This is a genomic window from Scytonema sp. UIC 10036 (assembly GCF_009725235.1).
In genome coordinates this window covers 12,864-27,676 of record NZ_WJFC01000002.1, presented here as the reverse complement: position 1 = coordinate 27,676, position 14,813 = coordinate 12,864, and the positions used below count along the sequence as shown (strand labels likewise).

The following is a 14,813-nucleotide window of genomic DNA, read 5'->3' as shown; positions in this document are numbered from 1 at the left end:
TATTTGTAAAAACATCCCATTACACTGCAATTAAAATAGCGAAAAAATAATTTAATGCTGCTGAATGAAAGGATGGTTCATAGACGGACAGAAAGAATAACATATTGTAAATTATGCCAGAGACGACGAATTGATAGTTTGAGCCTCTCCTTAGATTTAAAGTGGTAAATAATCTGGGAGTGTATTTGAGTTAGATAATGACTGAGCCGGGTATTTTATCCTTACACTCAATCCATGTACGTCTTACTCACTATCTGTCTAGCTTCATTGATTAATAAGGTAAAGACAACATAGCGAGCAGCAATGCACTAAAAGCATTTTCAACGCTTGATGGTTCTCCACAAGCGTTTGAATGTCTTGCACTTCTATAGTAGTCCTATCTGATTTGTGAAATTTTTAAGTAATGCCTACAAATCTCCTAAAAGTGAGCATTATGCACACTAAAAAATCATCATTGTTTAGCGATGATTTAGGGTTCTTATATTGTCTAAAACGTAAGCATAATGCCTGGAGCGCTCTTGCTGAGTACTGTCTACAACAAAATTTTGTTTTTTAGCCAATAAAACTTTCTAATTCATCTAGCGATCGCCCGTATCTGCCTCAATAAGCGGAGCTTGTTGAGGTACAGAGCGCGCTAGGCGATTGGGCAAAGCCCAGCGACCACCAAACAACTCATATACGAGTATTTTTGTCAAGTTCATCATTGACAAATTTTAATGCGTTTGCCCTAATTAACTAGGGGAGTTGCGGTCTGTTTTACCCACTGAATAACTGTGGTGTGATGAACCCCACTTACTCGTTCAATCTCACGAAATCCCATACCATCAACATACATTTTTAAGCATTGTTCCTTAGTTTCATCGGTATATCCTTTGGCAGAGTAAAACTCAATGAATTGTCGTCCGCAGTTACGGCAAAGGTAGTTTTGTTTCCCCTGACGATGACCGTTTCTTCTAATTTGACTTGAAGAGCAGTGAGGACATTGCATCCTGATATTATGCAGATCCGTTTCATCCCTCAAACACTGCTCCAAACTGCCACTATCTATCTGTGTTTGTTGCTGGCAAGTAGCTTCTAGATAATCAATATCAGATGTTCGTTGCTCACGAACTATCTCTAGATAATTACCCTCAAATTTTCTGCTTGAATCACTCTGGCAAGATGTCCTATCACTTTGATATTTGCTGACTCTACAATCTTCGCTGTTTTCTTTTACCAATCGCTTATAAGTACGGTAAGGAATGTAGTGTAAGGGCTTGTAACCAGCAAAACGAAGAATCAAAACACAAGCCCAGGAATATTTACCGTCAAGGATTGCTGCAACGACCTGCTCAAATTGTTCTAAACTCATTACTTTGTTAAGTGTTGTATTACAAGAATTGGTATGTTTAGTCATGGTATTCTCTCTTGTCTAAGTGAAACAGGCTATGAATGCAATATTTTTATCTGGCTAAAGGTAGTTATATACAGGAATCCCATTTTATTTGTGAAATTTTGTGTTTGTTCCGTTAGTAGTTAGTCGGTAGTTGTTAGTTCTTCTCCACTACCTACTATCAGTCATCACGGGCAAGTTCACTATTTATTTAAGATTGCTGTAAATCGATATTGTTGTGTCAAATTAGATTTAAACGGTATACTTGTCTTCACAAAATTTTTTAGGCTACAAATCAAAATATTATTGTGTCCTTAATCCAATTAAGGCTACTAAAGTTGAATGGAAAAACTCTTAAGCTAACGTAGGAAAGCCGCGAAAAATATGCAATACCCTCTAGTAGAAAAGGCTAGAAGCAGAGCTAGGCATCAATTTTAAAGCTGTTTTTGAGGCGTTTGGCTCTCTACTCCATCACGATCTACTGAAAAGATTAGGTCACGGCAGGGTAAACCCTGCGTCGTGGCTTTCATCCCTTGGCTGTTCGCGCAGCGTGCCGAAGGCATAGCCGAAGGGTTTTCAGCCTACTTTCTTATAAAGTCATAATCAACTCTTTTCGCCCTATTTTGTCTTAAGTTTCGCAAGCGCCTGTTTAACAGCTTTGCTCATAGCTTTGAAATGAAATTCACTTAACCCATTGCTGGCACATACGCAAATAACCCTGCTCAGTTGAGTAGGAGACAGGTGCATGATTTTCATTGCAATGTTATTCACTATGTCTTGAGGCTTGCTCGTTTCCTTTGTGGGCGCAGAGTGAAACTCATCTTCAGGCTGTGGGTGTAAATCGGTTACAGATTGTTCATCGAACAGCTGTACCTCGTCGGGTTCTTGAAAGCTGAGAGTTTGGTCATTAATCACAACGCCCGCACTACTATCAGATCGCTCCCCCTGACTCTGTTGAGGGTTGCCTGTGGGCATCAGTACTCGACCGCATTCATCCTCTCCATATAGCTTTGGAGATTCTGGAATTTGTGCCGATGTCGTACCCTCGCCAATATTAGCGGTCTCAAGCGTGTAAGTTTTTCCTTGACGTTGTGCAATTCGTTTGCTATTATTTGCGATTTTATCGCAGATAGATTCACGCATTTGGCGAACCATAAATTCAGAAACCCCACAACGTTTGGCAATCTCCCGATTACTCCAACGACTCCACTCTTCATCTCGTAGCATTATATCCACCGCACGACGCTTATCTGCGTTGGTACGTCGTAAACCGTGGTTGGCATTCGCTCCCACCGAGTACAGCAAAGCGTCGCGACGACTACCTTGGCGTACTTGTGGGGCAATCACCTGACGCCCAGCTTTCTTCGTTGCATAAAGCCGATGGAAACCATCTGCTAGCCAATAGTTTTTGCCGTCGTAAAATACTAGAATCGGGGGAAAAATGGCATTTAACTCTATCGCTTCAGCATATTCTGCAATGACATCCCAATTAAGTTTGACCCGTGACTGAGTACCGCCGTCGATGCGAATTTGTGCAATGGGAAGGTACTCTAGTGTAGGAGCAGATGTAGTCATAGGTAATGGAGATTTTTCAAAAGTTGTAGTAGACATAGGCTAAGCCAAAACTACAATTGAAGAAGGCAGGAGGCAGAGGGCAGAGGGCAGAAGGAACAATTGGATGGGGATTCAGACCCCAACCAATTGTGAGCACCGCGTAGACGGTGGGGTTTTAGACCCTTGTTCCCTTCGGTCACGGGCAGAGGTCAGGAGGCAGAAGGGAATACTGGCTCCTGACCTCTGCCTTTCTGATAAATAATATAAAAGGCTTTTTGATTCTGACTCCTGAGTTCTGAATTCTGAGTTCTTTTTTAAAAGTGTAGTTAAAAATAAATTACTGATGTTCTTTCAAAAGTTATAGTTAATCAAGATTTTGCTTCTCAGAAGTAACAATTGCTATCTCGGATATTTGTATACAGGAATACTTTATTAAGAGACCCCGGTGTTATTTCATGGAATGAACAGTCCCCAAAACACTTTCTTAATGTGGTTTCAAAAATGTGTCGGTGTGACGATAATATTGCCAAAGCTGAAACCATAATATTGCCGCTACAAAGGCTGAAATACCAATGTTTCTAATCACTCACTACCAAAATTTGGCGAAGGTCATGATAATATTGCCGGAACCACAAAATAGCACTATAAGCTTGCCAAAATAGTTAAGTTAAGTAAAATGTCTGGAATGTTTTTGTAGCAATGGATAGCATTAATACAGTTGAGAATTTATGGATTTAAGTTAACACAAAATTTGCCAAAAATAACGTAATTACGTGCTAAAAAATGAAAGTATAACTTTGCCAAAGTCAATTAGACCCAATAGATTTGCACCTCTTTTTACAAAACTACAAATCACCCCATTAAACAACACCTTGAAAGGGCTAGTTCTATAAATGCTACAGTCGTAACATCCACTTCAGCTAAATCTTCTGCTGAAGCTGTGTCGTTGCTTTCATTCAGAACCCCAAAACATATCTGAGGAATCTGGATCGCAAAAAACACCAGTTTCATTTCCTCGATCGCTGTAAACGATCAAGAAATTTGATAGATAGTCGATTGGTGGTACTCGATGAACAAAGTAGTAATAAGTGATTGGATAATCTCTCGTCATTACATCTTCATCCTCTGGAAATTCGATACGTCCACCGGATAGTTCGTAGCTCTGTTGCCTCCATTCTTCCCAAGTTATGCAAGTCATGGTTATTGAGCCTAAACGGGTTAATGAATTTGATCTAACTTAGCGAGCAATCCTAAGCAGAATCTGATGGAATACTGAGATTTTTAAGTTCGTTCCCTGACCCTCAAGCATCGGTTCTTCTGCAAGCAATCACAATTTCCTCGAAAAATCCTTAGATTTCTTCTCTATTGTTTCAACAGGATGTAGCACTAAGGAATTTAACCAGGAGGACAAGCAGATGCAGGAATGGTGGGAGAAAAATTTTACCAACTGCGAGTTGGGAGACAGGCGATTGGGCGTTTCCTCCCCAGTCTGGTCAATGTAGGTTTGCGCGTCGCCGTCAATTGACGACACAGTAACGTTGCGATCGCACAAGTTCTGCTCATCTTTGTGGATGAACTGAGTGATCGGTGAACTAGTACCAAAAGTCTTTTGGTCTTCTTGAGAAAGAAAAAGTATTTGTGCAACCCCGTGGGGCTGCTCTGCATCTGGTATGATACAATCAATGCCATCAATTGCCGCAAAGATACTACGGTTAGGAGCCAACTGAAGCAAGCGATACTGATATCAACCAGGGGCACGAGCGATCATTACTTTTAACAACTAGTTTTAAAAAAAATACATATATTTCACATATTTTTGTAACTAGCAGAGCCGCCTAACGCACTGGCTCAGCTTCACAAACAAAGCCTGCGAAGTTTTACCAGCGTGCTTTTGTATTCGCGATCGCATCTAGATTTAGCACTAATTTATTCCTTTAGACAATCCAATAACTTAGGCATCATCTACCAACGATAGAGGATAGATTAGTACGGTGCTTTTTATACTTATTCGCGTGTTCAAAATTCAAAACTTAAGTTAGTCTATTTAAGCATATAGTAAAATCTTGATTCAAGAGTTTGTTATAGTCTTTGGGTCAAATTCTGTAGTAATTGCCCAAGAGTGTACACACAACGCGCATCAGGAAAGAAGGATTCTCTAGGACTTTCCATGAACATGAAATTAGAAAATGGAGTAGCGGACATCTCAGCTTCGTTGCCCTCGAAGACTTTAATTACTCTAAAAGTTAATGGCACAGAAAAACAAATGGAGATCGCGCCTTGGACAACTTTGCTCGACGCTCTGCGCGAGTATCTTGATTTAACCGGGACGAAAAAAGGATGCGATCACGGACAATGCGGAGCTTGCACGATTTTAGTGGATGGCAAGCGCATTAATTCCTGTCTGACTTTAGCAATCATGAAAGATGACGCCGAGGTGACAACAATTGAAGGACTTGCTCAAGGGGAAGTACTTCATCCTTTGCAACAAGCGTTTATTGAACACGACGCTTTTCAATGCGGATATTGCACACCTGGTCAAATTTGCTCCGCTGTTGGTTTGATGGCTGAGGGTAGAGCAGAAACGGCAGATGACATCCGCGAGTTGATGAGCGGCAACATCTGTCGTTGCGGTGCTTACCCGAATATAGTCGCAGCGATTCAAGAGGTGATACAAACGGGGGAAAGGAAGGCGGAACAATGAAAAGTTTTTCATATACAAGAGCCGATGATGTGGCAACAGTCGTGAATGAGATTGGTGTGGACAACGCGGCGAAGTTTATCGCAGGCGGCACAAATCTAATTGATTTGATGAAGGAAAATGTCGCACGCCCCTCGCGTTTGATTGATATTACGCGCTTACCTTTAAACAAAATTGAAAACACCGAAGACGGCGGTTTGCAGATCGGCGCACTTGTGACAAATGCCGAAACCGCCTATAATGGACAAGTCGAAAAGCGTTACCCACTGCTTTCAAAAGCAATTTTGGCGGGTGCGTCGCCGCAACTGCGCAACATGGCGACGACGGGAGGAAATCTTTTGCAGCGAACGCGCTGTTATTACTTTTACGATACAGCGACACCCTGCAATAAACGCGAACCTGGAACAGGCTGCCCCGCGATTGATGGTTTCAACCGCATTCACGCAATTTTAGGCACGAGCGAACACTGTATCGCCACCCATCCGTCGGATATGTGTATTGCGCTTGCAGCGTTGAAAGCGGTTGTTCGCGTCACAGGGAATAATGGCGATCGTACAATACCATTTGCCGAATTTCATCGTTTACCTGGTGATACGCCGCACATTGACACTAATTTACAGGCGGACGAAATCATTACGGCAGTTGACTTACCCGCAAAAGGCTTTGCCAAAAATTACACTTATCTGAAACTCCGCGATCGTACATCCTATGCATTTGCCCTTGTGTCGGTTGCTGTTGCGCTAGAAATGGATGGCGATCAAATTAAACAAGCACGCCTCGCCCTTGGCGGTGTGGCGCACAAGCCTTGGCGTAATACGGAAGCCGAAGCAATGCTCTTAGGTAAAAGTGCTAATCAGGAAAACTTCCAGGCATGTACAGAAGCTATTGTGCGCGACGCAAAAGGCTTTGGTCACAACACGTTCAAAATAGAATTGGTGAAACGTGCGATCGTTCGCGCTCTCAAGCAAGCCGCAGAAATGGAGCAATAATATGACTACGAGCTATATTGGACAACCGACTAGTCGTGTTGACGGACATGCCAAAGTAATCGGCAAAGCGAAATACGCCGCCGAATTCAATGTTCCCAATCTTACCTACGGTTACGTCGTTTCCAGTCAGATTGCTAAAGGGAGAATCACGAAAATTGACGCTAGTGATGCGCTCAACCTTGAAGGCGTGTTGCAAGTGTTCACTCACGAAAACGCACCTAATACTGCGTGGTTTGACAGCAGTTACAAGGACGAAACTGCACCGCATGGTTCACCGTTTCGTCCCCTTCATGAAGATAAGATTTTGTATAGCGGACAACCCGTTGCGCTTGTCGTCGCCGAAACCTTTGAGCTTGCGCGTTATGGGGCGACACTCGTCCGAGTCGAGTACGAACGTGAAATCCACGTCACTGATTTGGATGCAAAGCGCGAACAAGCCTACAAACCAACAATGAGACCGGGCAGCGAACCACCACCAAAACCGCGCGGCTATGCCGAAAAAGCTTTTGCCAACGCTGCCATTCAACACGAAGCTGAATACGCTTCGCCTGTGGAACATCACAATCCGATGGAGTCCTTCGCCTCCACCGTCGTCTGGGAAGATGATGGCAAAAAAATTACTATTTATGACAAAACCCAAGGAGCGCCAAACAGTTATCAATACGTCTGCAATGTTTTCGGATTTTCCAAAAATAATGTGCGTGTCATCTCGCCCTATGTCGGCGGGGCGTTCGGTTCAGGTTTGCGTCCGCAGTATCAGTTATTTTTAGCGGTGATGGCGGCACGTGAACTTAAACGCTCGGTGAGAGTGTCACTGACGCGCCAACAGATGTTCACCTTTGGCCATCGTCCCAGCACTGTGCAGAAACTTGCCCTTGGCGCTGCGCCCAATGGTACGCTCGAAGCTGTCATTCACGAAGCGATCGCCGAGACTTCGCAGTTTGAAGATTTTACCGAAAATGTTGTTAATTGGTCAGGTTTACTCTACCAGTGCGATAATGTCAAGCTTGATTACAAACTTACAAAGCTTGACCTTTACACGCCGATAGATATGCGAGCGCCAGGAGCTGTCTTAGGCGTGTACGCGCTCGAATGCGCGATGGACGAACTCGCATATAAAGTTGGTATCGATCCACTTGAACTGCGTCTGAAAAATTACGCTGAGCGCGATCAAAACGAAAACAAACCTTTTTCAAGTAAAGAACTGCGCGAATGTTACCGACAAGGCGCCGAGAAATTTGGATGGGTAAAGCGAAATCCCGAACCGCGTTCAATGCGTGAGGGTGATAATCTGATTGGTTGGGGCATGGCAACTGGCATTTGGGACGCGCAACAACAAAAAGCAAGTGCGAAAGCAGTTTTGTTCCCTGACGGCAAACTCATCGTCAGTAGCGCGACGGCTGATATTGGCACTGGAACTTACACGATCATGACGCAAATCGCCGCCGAAACTCTCGGGTTGCCGATTGACGATGTGACATTTAAACTTGGCGATTCATCATTGCCAGAAGCGCCCATTGAAGGTGGTTCTTGGACAGCATCTTCAGTCGGCTCAGCAGTCAAGGTCGTCTGCGATGAAGTGCGCAAAAAGTTATTCAAACTCACGCAAAAGATGGACAATTCACCCCTCGCCAATGCTTCAATCGAAGACCTTTGTTTTGCCGACAAGCAAATTAAATTGAACCATGATCCAACACAGGCTGTTTCAATTACTGAAGTAATGCGACATGGCGAAGTCAACAGTATTGAAGAAGAAACTACCAATCAACCCAACTCCTCGAAGCAAAATCAATACACACGGAATTGTCATTCGGCGGTGTTCTGTGAAGTGAAAGTTGACGAAGAGTTGGGCACGATTCGCGTCACGCGGGTTGTTAGTGCGATCGCAGGTGGACGCATTTTGAATCCTAAAACGGCGCGAAGTCAGATTCTCGGTGCAGTTGTCTGGGGTATCGGCATGGCTCTGGAAGAAGAGAGCGTGATCGATCAGAAATTCGGACGGTTCATGAACCACAATCTGGCGGAGTACCACGTTCCTGTCAATGCCGACATACACGATATTGACGTAATTTTTGTACCAGAAAATGATTCAATTGTCAATCCCCTCGGAGCAAAAGGTTTGGGCGAAATTGGCATTGTCGGTGTCGCAGCGGCGATCGCCAACGCGGTTTTCCACGCCACCGGAAAACGTATTAGAAATTTGCCGATTATGCTCGACAAGTTGCTTTAGTTTGTACTTAATTATACGCAGTTGGGACTAAACCCGGATTTCTCACAAGTGGAAAAAAATCAATGGCACAAGCAAAATGTAGGATGATTTAATTAATACATCAGTAAACAAGATGAAAAAATCAGATAAATTTAAGTAGAAATCGAAAGCATACAGATGCATAAATAACAATAAATCTAGTAAGTGTTGAAAGAAAAACACTTGAGTCGGAAAATTAGATATGCCAAAACTAGGGTTAAGTCAAGTAAACCCAAACTACAAGCTAATAAATAGAATTTCAACCAAATAATTGCAAATCAACCAATACAAGGGAGTCGAGATAAACAACTGTAAGCAGTTGCAAAAATATTTTGGTAGGGACAACCACTACTAATTGCAATCAAAATCTTTTGGGTATTAACAGTGATAATTGCCCCTAACTTCAGTAAATTGCCACGAATAGTTCCGACTTGAGCATTTTTTAGTTCGGTGTTAGCTAAACACTGCTCTCGTAAAGCATTCATCAAAATATAAGCAATCGAGGAAAACCGACATGCTTTTCATGATGTTGGAGCAGCATCTACCGAATTAGCTCTCCAAGGGACCGCATTAGGGCTATACATTCACCAAATGGCAGGGTTTGATGTCCCACTAGCGCGACAGATATACGGTATTCCTGAAGACTATGAACCAGTAGCGGCGATCGCATTGGGTTATTTAGGAGATCCAAAAACCCTGTCCGAAAGGTTGCAGCAACGAGAGAATTCTCCGCGCACCCGCAAGCCCTTAGAACAGTTTGTTTTTTCTGAGCAATGGAACCAAACCTCGCCAATAGTCAAGAGCTAGGGCTGAGGTGAAAGCATACGAACGTATTTGACCTAGCGTTAACTCCTGAAGAAGGAGAGTAAACATAAACATCGACTGACAAAAGTACTTAAGTGCACAACTGAAATGTTGAAACCGATAAGGCAAATTTTCCGATGACAACCACAACTCCCAACCGCACAACTAACTCACATCCTAATTCACCCGCTCCCTACACGGGATTTGATCGCCTATTCATTGGCGGACGTTGGGTCACAGGTCGTTCCGAACACAAATTACAACCCATTAACCCATTCCGCCAAGACGTGATTATGGAAATTCCGGCGGCGGACAAACGAGACCTCGAAGATGCTTATCAAGAAGCACAACGTGCTCAAGTAGCGTGGGCAGAAAAACTACCCAGCGAGCGAGCGCTGATTATGCGTCGTGCGACTGACATTATGGATGCCCGTCGCGAGGAGATTATTTCGTGGTCGATTCGGGAGGCAGGTAGCCCGCGCAAGAAGGCAACCCTGGAATGGAAGGCGGCGCGTGATGTGATGGAACAGGCTGTTTCTGTTCCCTATGGTGCCCAGGGGCGGATTCTGCCGTCTGACATACCAGGTAAAGAAAGCCGAGTCTATCGCCGCCCTGTAGGTGTAGTCGCTGTAGTCAGCCCGTGGGACTTTGCCCTTAATCTTGCCAATCGCTCGGTTGCCCCTGCCTTGGCGCTGGGAAACGCGGTCGTGCTGAAACCACCCTCGAATACTCCCGTCACGGGTGGTCTGATCTTTGCCAAGATCTTCGAGGAAGCGGGACTTCCCCCTGGCGTGCTGAGTGCTGTGGCGGGTCCAGCCCACAAGATTGGGGATGCGTTCGTGAGCCACCCCATCCCGCGCGTCATTACCTTTACCGGATCGACAAAAGCAGGTCGGCATATTGGGGAACTGGCGATGAGTAGCCCCATCATAAAACGGGCTTCGCTTGAACTTGGGGGTAACAGTCCGTTTGTCGTTTTAGACGATGCCGATCTGGAACTGGCGGTAAAGGCTGCTGTGTTTGGTAAGTTCTTAAACTCAGGTCAGATCTGCATGAGTATAAATCGGCTGATTGTCGATGAGCGCGTGTATGACGAGTTTGTCGATCGCTTTGTCGATCGCGTTCGCAATCTAAAGATGGGTGACCCGAACGACCCCGATACGGATATTGGTCCCATCATTGATGAAGCTCAGTTGAATTCACACCTCAAGCACATTCAAGCCGCACATGAGGAAGGTGCTTGTCAACTGCTCGGTGGCGACCCTGATGGACTGATGCTACCGCCGCACGTCTTTGTGGATGTCAACAATCAGATGACGGTAGCGCGTGAGGAGATGTTTGGACCGATCGTCTCCATCATTAAAGTCCGCGATCAAGCAGAAGCCTTGCAGGTTGCGAATGACACCGAGTACGGCTTATCGAGTGCAGTGTTCACCCGCGATGAGGGACGTGGACTGCGCTTTGCACTAGGGATGCAAGCGGGAATGACGCATATCAACGATCAGACGGTAAATGACCTACCGAATGCTCCCTTTGGTGGCGAGAAGAATAGTGGGATCGGACGTTTTGGTGGTAATTGGGCGATTGAGGAGTTCACCACCGACCATTGGATTACCGTGCAGCAAACTCCGCGCACCTACCCATTTTGAAACAGTTATCAATTATCAGTAATCAGTTACCACTCACTACTCACTTGAAATCATGAAATATCGTCAACTTGGCAATAGCGATCTGAATGTGTCTGAAATTAGTTTAGGCTCTTGGTTAACTATGGCGGTGGAGTCGAGCGCCAAAAAGCAGAAGCTTGCGTTCACAAAGCCTTTGACGTGGGGATTAATACGATCGACACGGCAAATGTATACGGACGCGGTGCGGCTGAATCGCTGTTAGGTGAAATTTTGCAGGGGATCGATCGCTCGTCCTACATTTTGGCGACCAAAGTTTATTTTCCAATGTCGGATACCGACCGAGGATTATCGGCGGCTCAAATTTACAAACAAATTGATGCATCGTTACAACGCTTACGCACAGATTATGTCGATCTCTATCAGTGCCATCGCTACGACGAGAATACGCCATTAGGAGATTTTAAATGATTAAGAGTATCGGATACGCATACCAGTAATCAGAATTTCCTCGAAAAACCCTTAGATTTCTTCTCTATTGTTACAACAAGTGTTTCAACAAGATGTAGCACTCGAACTGAGACCACGTCGTAGTGGGATTCTGTTGGTGAGTAGATCCCAAACCAGACCTATCAAGTAATTGAACAAGGAGATCACAAAGATGGCAAATCAAGACCTTAGCACACTAAAAGTCGCAATTCTGGTAACAGATGCTTTTGAGCAAGTAGAAATGACGCAACCCCAGCAAGCTCTAAAGCAGGCAGGTGCTGAAACTCATATCGTTTCCCCTAAGTCCGACCGCGTTCAGGGTTGGAATCATTTTGATAAAGGCGATTTTTTCCCTGTAGATGTCTCTCTAGAGCAAGCTAATCCGTCTGACTATGATGCCCTGCTGCTTCCAGGTGGTGTGGCTAATCCCGATCAACTGCGAGTGAACGATCGGGCGATCGCCTTCGTCAAATCTTTCGTTGAAGCTGGCAAACCCATAGCTGTAATTTGCCACGGACCCTGGACACTGATTGAGACAGATGTTGTGCGCGGGCGACGGCTTGCATCGTGGCCCTCCCTCAAAACCGATCTGCAGAATGCCGGAGCAGAGTGGGTAAATCAGGAGGTTGTGGTGGATGGCAACCTTGTGTCAAGCCGCAAGCCCGACGATATTCCGGCGTTTAATCGGGAAATGATCAAATTGTTCAGTCAGTCAGGAAAAGTGCGGCAGATGGCGTAACGGTCATAATTTCCTCAGAAACCCCTTAGATTTCTGCTCTATTATCTCGACAAGATTTAGCGCTCACATGCTGAGACTGGCAATCTCTAGGATGTGTTTAAAAACCATGTGATCCTCCCTAACCCTCCTAAGCCCCTCCGGGGATGCGCCTAAGGCGTAGACAAAGGAGAGAACCGGACCGCTCAAAGTCACCCTTTTCAAGGGGGATTTAGGGGGATCGCCCCAGTTATCAATTCAATACCTCTGGTTTCCAGTACTCAAACGATGGGTAAAAAACAGCCATATTTCATCTGAGAAAAAAATTGATATTCGCCATTGATAGAACACAGTGGCGCTCACAAAATGTATTTATAATCAGCTTAATTGAACAGAAAAGAGCAATACCAGTTTACTGGATATTGTTACCAAAAAGAGGATGTAGCAATTTGGGTGAGCAGAAAAAATTAATACGCCCATTGTTACGGTTATTCAAAGGATATCGAATTCTGCTACTGGGAGATAGAGAGTTTCATAGTATAAAACTGGCTCATTGGTTACATAGCAAGGGGATTGAGTTTGTGCTGCATCAAAAACAAGGCACGTATATTCGCCAAGAAAATGAATCATATCAACGGTTACAATCTTTAGGATAAAATCCTGGTATCTCGTTCTTTCTGATGGGTATTTAAGCTACCAAACACAAAGGTTTTGCTAAATTCAATTTAGCCGGATATTACAAGCGAAAATATCGTGGCAACCTAGAGCCTGCTAGCTGGTTTTTACTCACTAACCTTGACAGTCTCAAAGATGCAATTAAAGCATTTAAGTTACGAAGTGGTATTGAGGCGATGTTCCGTGATTGCAAGACTGGGGGCTATAATCTCGAATCTACTTAAGAGTAATGGTCAACGCTTGATAGCATTAATTTTATTAATTGCTATTGCCTATACTTGTGCTATTTTAGCTGGTCGTAATTCTCGCTCTTTGGGATTCCAAAAATATGTTGGTCGTCTGAAAGAATTAAAGCGATGACACCGCCGACATAGCGCCTTTTGGGTTGGTTTGTATGGTTGTCTATGGGTGGGAGCAATGGAATTTTGGGCTGATTTAGCCCATGAATTCATGCTTTTAAAGTCTGATAAGCTACCTCTAACTGAAACAAAACAGGGCTTTGAGATGTTCAAGCACAAGAAAGACCAATGCATCAAAGTGATGTTGCAGCCGGACTAGGCTCATCTCACTTAAGAATATGTGAATTCGATAAAGGGGTGCCGCGCGACGCACAGCGTCCTTAATAGCCCAGTTTTCCCTGTCCTTCGCCCACAGAAAGCTGGGGATCAAACTGGTGTTAAGAATAAACAATGGGGGTTGTGTCGTACTTGTGACACAACCCTATTTACTAGGTGCCTAGCTCCCAATTCAAAGCAGATGCGATCGCCCGGTGCAATGTCAGCGGGTCAAAAGGTTTGGCTATGATTCCTTTAACTCCTAGTGTTTCATAATGATGGGGTTCGAGTAATCCAGCCTGTGCAGTCAAAAACACCACAGGTATAAACTGCATTTCCGGCTTAGCCCACAGTGCATCCAGAAACATATAGCCATCCATTTTTGGCATCATAATGTCCAGCAGGATCACATCTGGTTGTTCAGCGATCGCCTTGAGTAACCCTTCTTCTGCCGATGTTGCGGTAATGACAGTCCATTGGGCTAATTTTTCCAAGCAGGTTTGCACTACCCGTTGCACATCGGGTTCGTCGTCAATTAACAAAATGCGCTTTGATGCAGAGGTCACCATCATCTTCTGTAACAACACTGTACCGCCTCTCATAAAAGAAAAGACTATAAACCATTGAAGTAACTACCTATGAAAGATCAATAATTTAAGGAAATTGTGAGGAGATTCTGAGCGATTAGCATCACCAGGCTACAACTCTGTTCTACTCTCCGTTCTAAAGATAGGTTACTACCAATATCGTGTCTGGTTAAGTGCTTATAAAATCCAAAATACGAAAGCTATACAGTTTTCATTCTAAATAAACTCGGAATTTTTTGTGAGATAGATGAGGAGTGTAGTTGAACAGGCTCATTAAGATGCGATCGCGACTCAACAACTCCTGCGAATTCACCATAATTCCCTCAAAAAGCCCTTAGATTTTCCCGCTAGAGTCTTGGAAAGAGTCAGACGGGTCTTGCGACCTCTAGTCGAACAGATAGACTTCAATCTGGTTCAGGAATCAGATAACTACTTAAGAAGCGCAACCAGACTTAAGCATTGAAACCCAACACAAGCGAGAATTCATGTTGGGTTTCGTTCCT

At 44.3% G+C, this 14,813-nt stretch carries 14 protein-coding genes and 3 pseudogenes; 9 read left to right on the top strand and 8 right to left on the bottom strand.

From position 1 onward, the window contains the following. Positions 1-578 precede the first annotated feature (578 nt). From F7734_RS65015 to F7734_RS01475, 6 genes and pseudogenes are all read right to left on the bottom strand, one after another. The gene (locus F7734_RS65015) at positions 579-704 is read right to left on the bottom strand and encodes a hypothetical protein (protein ID WP_279239646.1); all 126 of its coding nucleotides are present in this window, start codon (positions 702-704) and stop codon (positions 579-581) included. Positions 705-751: 47 nt separating this feature from the next. Then, positions 752-988, bottom strand: a pseudogene (locus F7734_RS62995) (IS1 family transposase); the annotation flags it as partial. A gap of 228 nt (positions 989-1,216) precedes the next feature. Then, positions 1,217-1,396 (bottom strand): annotated as a pseudogene (locus tag F7734_RS65010) (HetP family heterocyst commitment protein); the annotation flags it as partial. A 594-nt stretch (positions 1,397-1,990) separates the two neighbouring features. Then, complete coding sequence (locus F7734_RS61645; protein WP_207713976.1) at positions 1,991-2,983, bottom strand: ParB/Srx family N-terminal domain-containing protein; 993 nt, start codon at positions 2,981-2,983, stop codon at positions 1,991-1,993. A gap of 895 nt (positions 2,984-3,878) precedes the next feature. Next, positions 3,879-4,124 carry a hypothetical protein gene (locus F7734_RS01480; protein WP_155743060.1) on the bottom strand — a complete coding sequence of 82 codons (246 nt, stop codon included), beginning with the start codon at positions 4,122-4,124 and terminating at the stop codon, positions 3,879-3,881. Between the two features lie 129 nt (positions 4,125-4,253). Continuing rightward, the gene (locus F7734_RS01475; protein ID WP_155743059.1) at positions 4,254-4,649 is read right to left on the bottom strand and encodes a hypothetical protein; all 396 of its coding nucleotides are present in this window, start codon (positions 4,647-4,649) and stop codon (positions 4,254-4,256) included. Positions 4,650-5,099: 450 nt separating this feature from the next. Here F7734_RS01475 and F7734_RS01470 point away from each other — a divergent pair, with 450 nt between their 5' ends. The 3 genes from F7734_RS01470 to F7734_RS01460 are packed head-to-tail and all read left to right on the top strand — an operon-like array spanning position 5,100 to position 8,843. Then, positions 5,100-5,627 (top strand): (2Fe-2S)-binding protein, encoded by a 528-nt coding sequence (locus F7734_RS01470; protein WP_243146633.1) that lies wholly within the window; start codon positions 5,100-5,102, stop codon positions 5,625-5,627. Continuing rightward, complete coding sequence (locus F7734_RS01465) at positions 5,624-6,613, top strand: xanthine dehydrogenase family protein subunit M (protein WP_155743057.1); 990 nt, start codon at positions 5,624-5,626, stop codon at positions 6,611-6,613. Before F7734_RS01470 ends, F7734_RS01465 begins: the two co-directional genes overlap by 4 nt. 1 nt (position 6,614) lies before the next feature. Then, a complete protein-coding gene (locus F7734_RS01460) occupies positions 6,615-8,843 on the top strand; it encodes a xanthine dehydrogenase family protein molybdopterin-binding subunit (RefSeq protein WP_155743056.1) in 2,229 nt (742 codons plus the stop codon). A gap of 296 nt (positions 8,844-9,139) precedes the next feature. Here the strand turns inward: F7734_RS01460 and F7734_RS01455 are convergent. Beyond that, a pseudogene (locus F7734_RS01455) lies at positions 9,140-9,367 on the bottom strand (transposase); the annotation flags it as partial. Between F7734_RS01455 and F7734_RS01450 the strand changes: the two are divergent. The 6 genes from F7734_RS01450 to F7734_RS62985 all read left to right on the top strand — a co-directional run bounded on the left by F7734_RS01450 (position 9,360) and on the right by F7734_RS62985 (position 13,529). Then, positions 9,360-9,668 (top strand): nitroreductase family protein, encoded by a 309-nt coding sequence (locus F7734_RS01450; protein ID WP_166481683.1) that lies wholly within the window; start codon positions 9,360-9,362, stop codon positions 9,666-9,668. The pseudogene F7734_RS01455 and the gene F7734_RS01450 sit on opposite strands and share 8 nt — an antisense overlap. Positions 9,669-9,802: 134 nt before the next feature. Beyond that, positions 9,803-11,314, top strand: coding sequence for an aldehyde dehydrogenase family protein (locus F7734_RS01445; RefSeq protein WP_155743055.1), 1,512 nt, complete (start codon positions 9,803-9,805; stop codon positions 11,312-11,314). Between the two features lie 111 nt (positions 11,315-11,425). Continuing rightward, on the top strand, positions 11,426-11,761 hold the full coding sequence (locus F7734_RS01440) for an aldo/keto reductase (RefSeq protein WP_243146621.1): 336 nt from the start codon (positions 11,426-11,428) through the stop codon (positions 11,759-11,761). 190 nt (positions 11,762-11,951) lie between these two features. Beyond that, positions 11,952-12,518, top strand: coding sequence for a type 1 glutamine amidotransferase domain-containing protein (locus F7734_RS01435; protein ID WP_155743054.1), 567 nt, complete (start codon positions 11,952-11,954; stop codon positions 12,516-12,518). Positions 12,519-12,943: 425 nt separating this feature from the next. Then, positions 12,944-13,150: a hypothetical protein gene (locus tag F7734_RS60495; protein WP_166481673.1), complete on the top strand. Its 207-nt coding sequence runs from the start codon at positions 12,944-12,946 to the stop codon at positions 13,148-13,150. Between the two features lie 154 nt (positions 13,151-13,304). Continuing rightward, a complete protein-coding gene (locus F7734_RS62985; protein ID WP_243146620.1) occupies positions 13,305-13,529 on the top strand; it encodes a hypothetical protein in 225 nt (74 codons plus the stop codon). A 367-nt stretch (positions 13,530-13,896) separates the two neighbouring features. On the opposite strand, the gene F7734_RS01420 is transcribed toward F7734_RS62985, so the two are convergent. Next, entirely contained in the window at positions 13,897-14,325 is a 429-nt protein-coding gene (locus F7734_RS01420) for a response regulator (RefSeq protein WP_243146619.1), read from the bottom strand. Positions 14,326-14,813: the final 488 nt, after the last annotated feature.

What these genes read in the sequence shown, in the direction of transcription:
- F7734_RS01460 (WP_155743056.1), top strand. Translation starts at nt 6,615, where the DNA reads ATGACTACGAGCTATATTGGACAACCGACTAGTCGTGTTGACGGACAT.
- F7734_RS01470 (WP_243146633.1), top strand. Translation starts at nt 5,100, where the DNA reads ATGAAATTAGAAAATGGAGTAGCGGACATCTCAGCTTCGTTGCCCTCG.
- F7734_RS62985 (WP_243146620.1), top strand. Translation starts at nt 13,305, where the DNA reads ATGCAATTAAAGCATTTAAGTTACGAAGTGGTATTGAGGCGATGTTCC.
- F7734_RS01420 (WP_243146619.1), bottom strand. Translation starts at nt 14,325, where the DNA reads ATGAGAGGCGGTACAGTGTTGTTACAGAAGATGATGGTGACCTCTGCA.
- F7734_RS01445 (WP_155743055.1), top strand. Translation starts at nt 9,803, where the DNA reads ATGACAACCACAACTCCCAACCGCACAACTAACTCACATCCTAATTCA.
- F7734_RS61645 (WP_207713976.1), bottom strand. Translation starts at nt 2,983, where the DNA reads ATGTCTACTACAACTTTTGAAAAATCTCCATTACCTATGACTACATCT.
- F7734_RS01465 (WP_155743057.1), top strand. Translation starts at nt 5,624, where the DNA reads ATGAAAAGTTTTTCATATACAAGAGCCGATGATGTGGCAACAGTCGTG.
- F7734_RS01435 (WP_155743054.1), top strand. Translation starts at nt 11,952, where the DNA reads ATGGCAAATCAAGACCTTAGCACACTAAAAGTCGCAATTCTGGTAACA.
- F7734_RS65015 (WP_279239646.1), bottom strand. Translation starts at nt 704, where the DNA reads ATGATGAACTTGACAAAAATACTCGTATATGAGTTGTTTGGTGGTCGC.
- F7734_RS01480 (WP_155743060.1), bottom strand. Translation starts at nt 4,124, where the DNA reads ATGACTTGCATAACTTGGGAAGAATGGAGGCAACAGAGCTACGAACTA.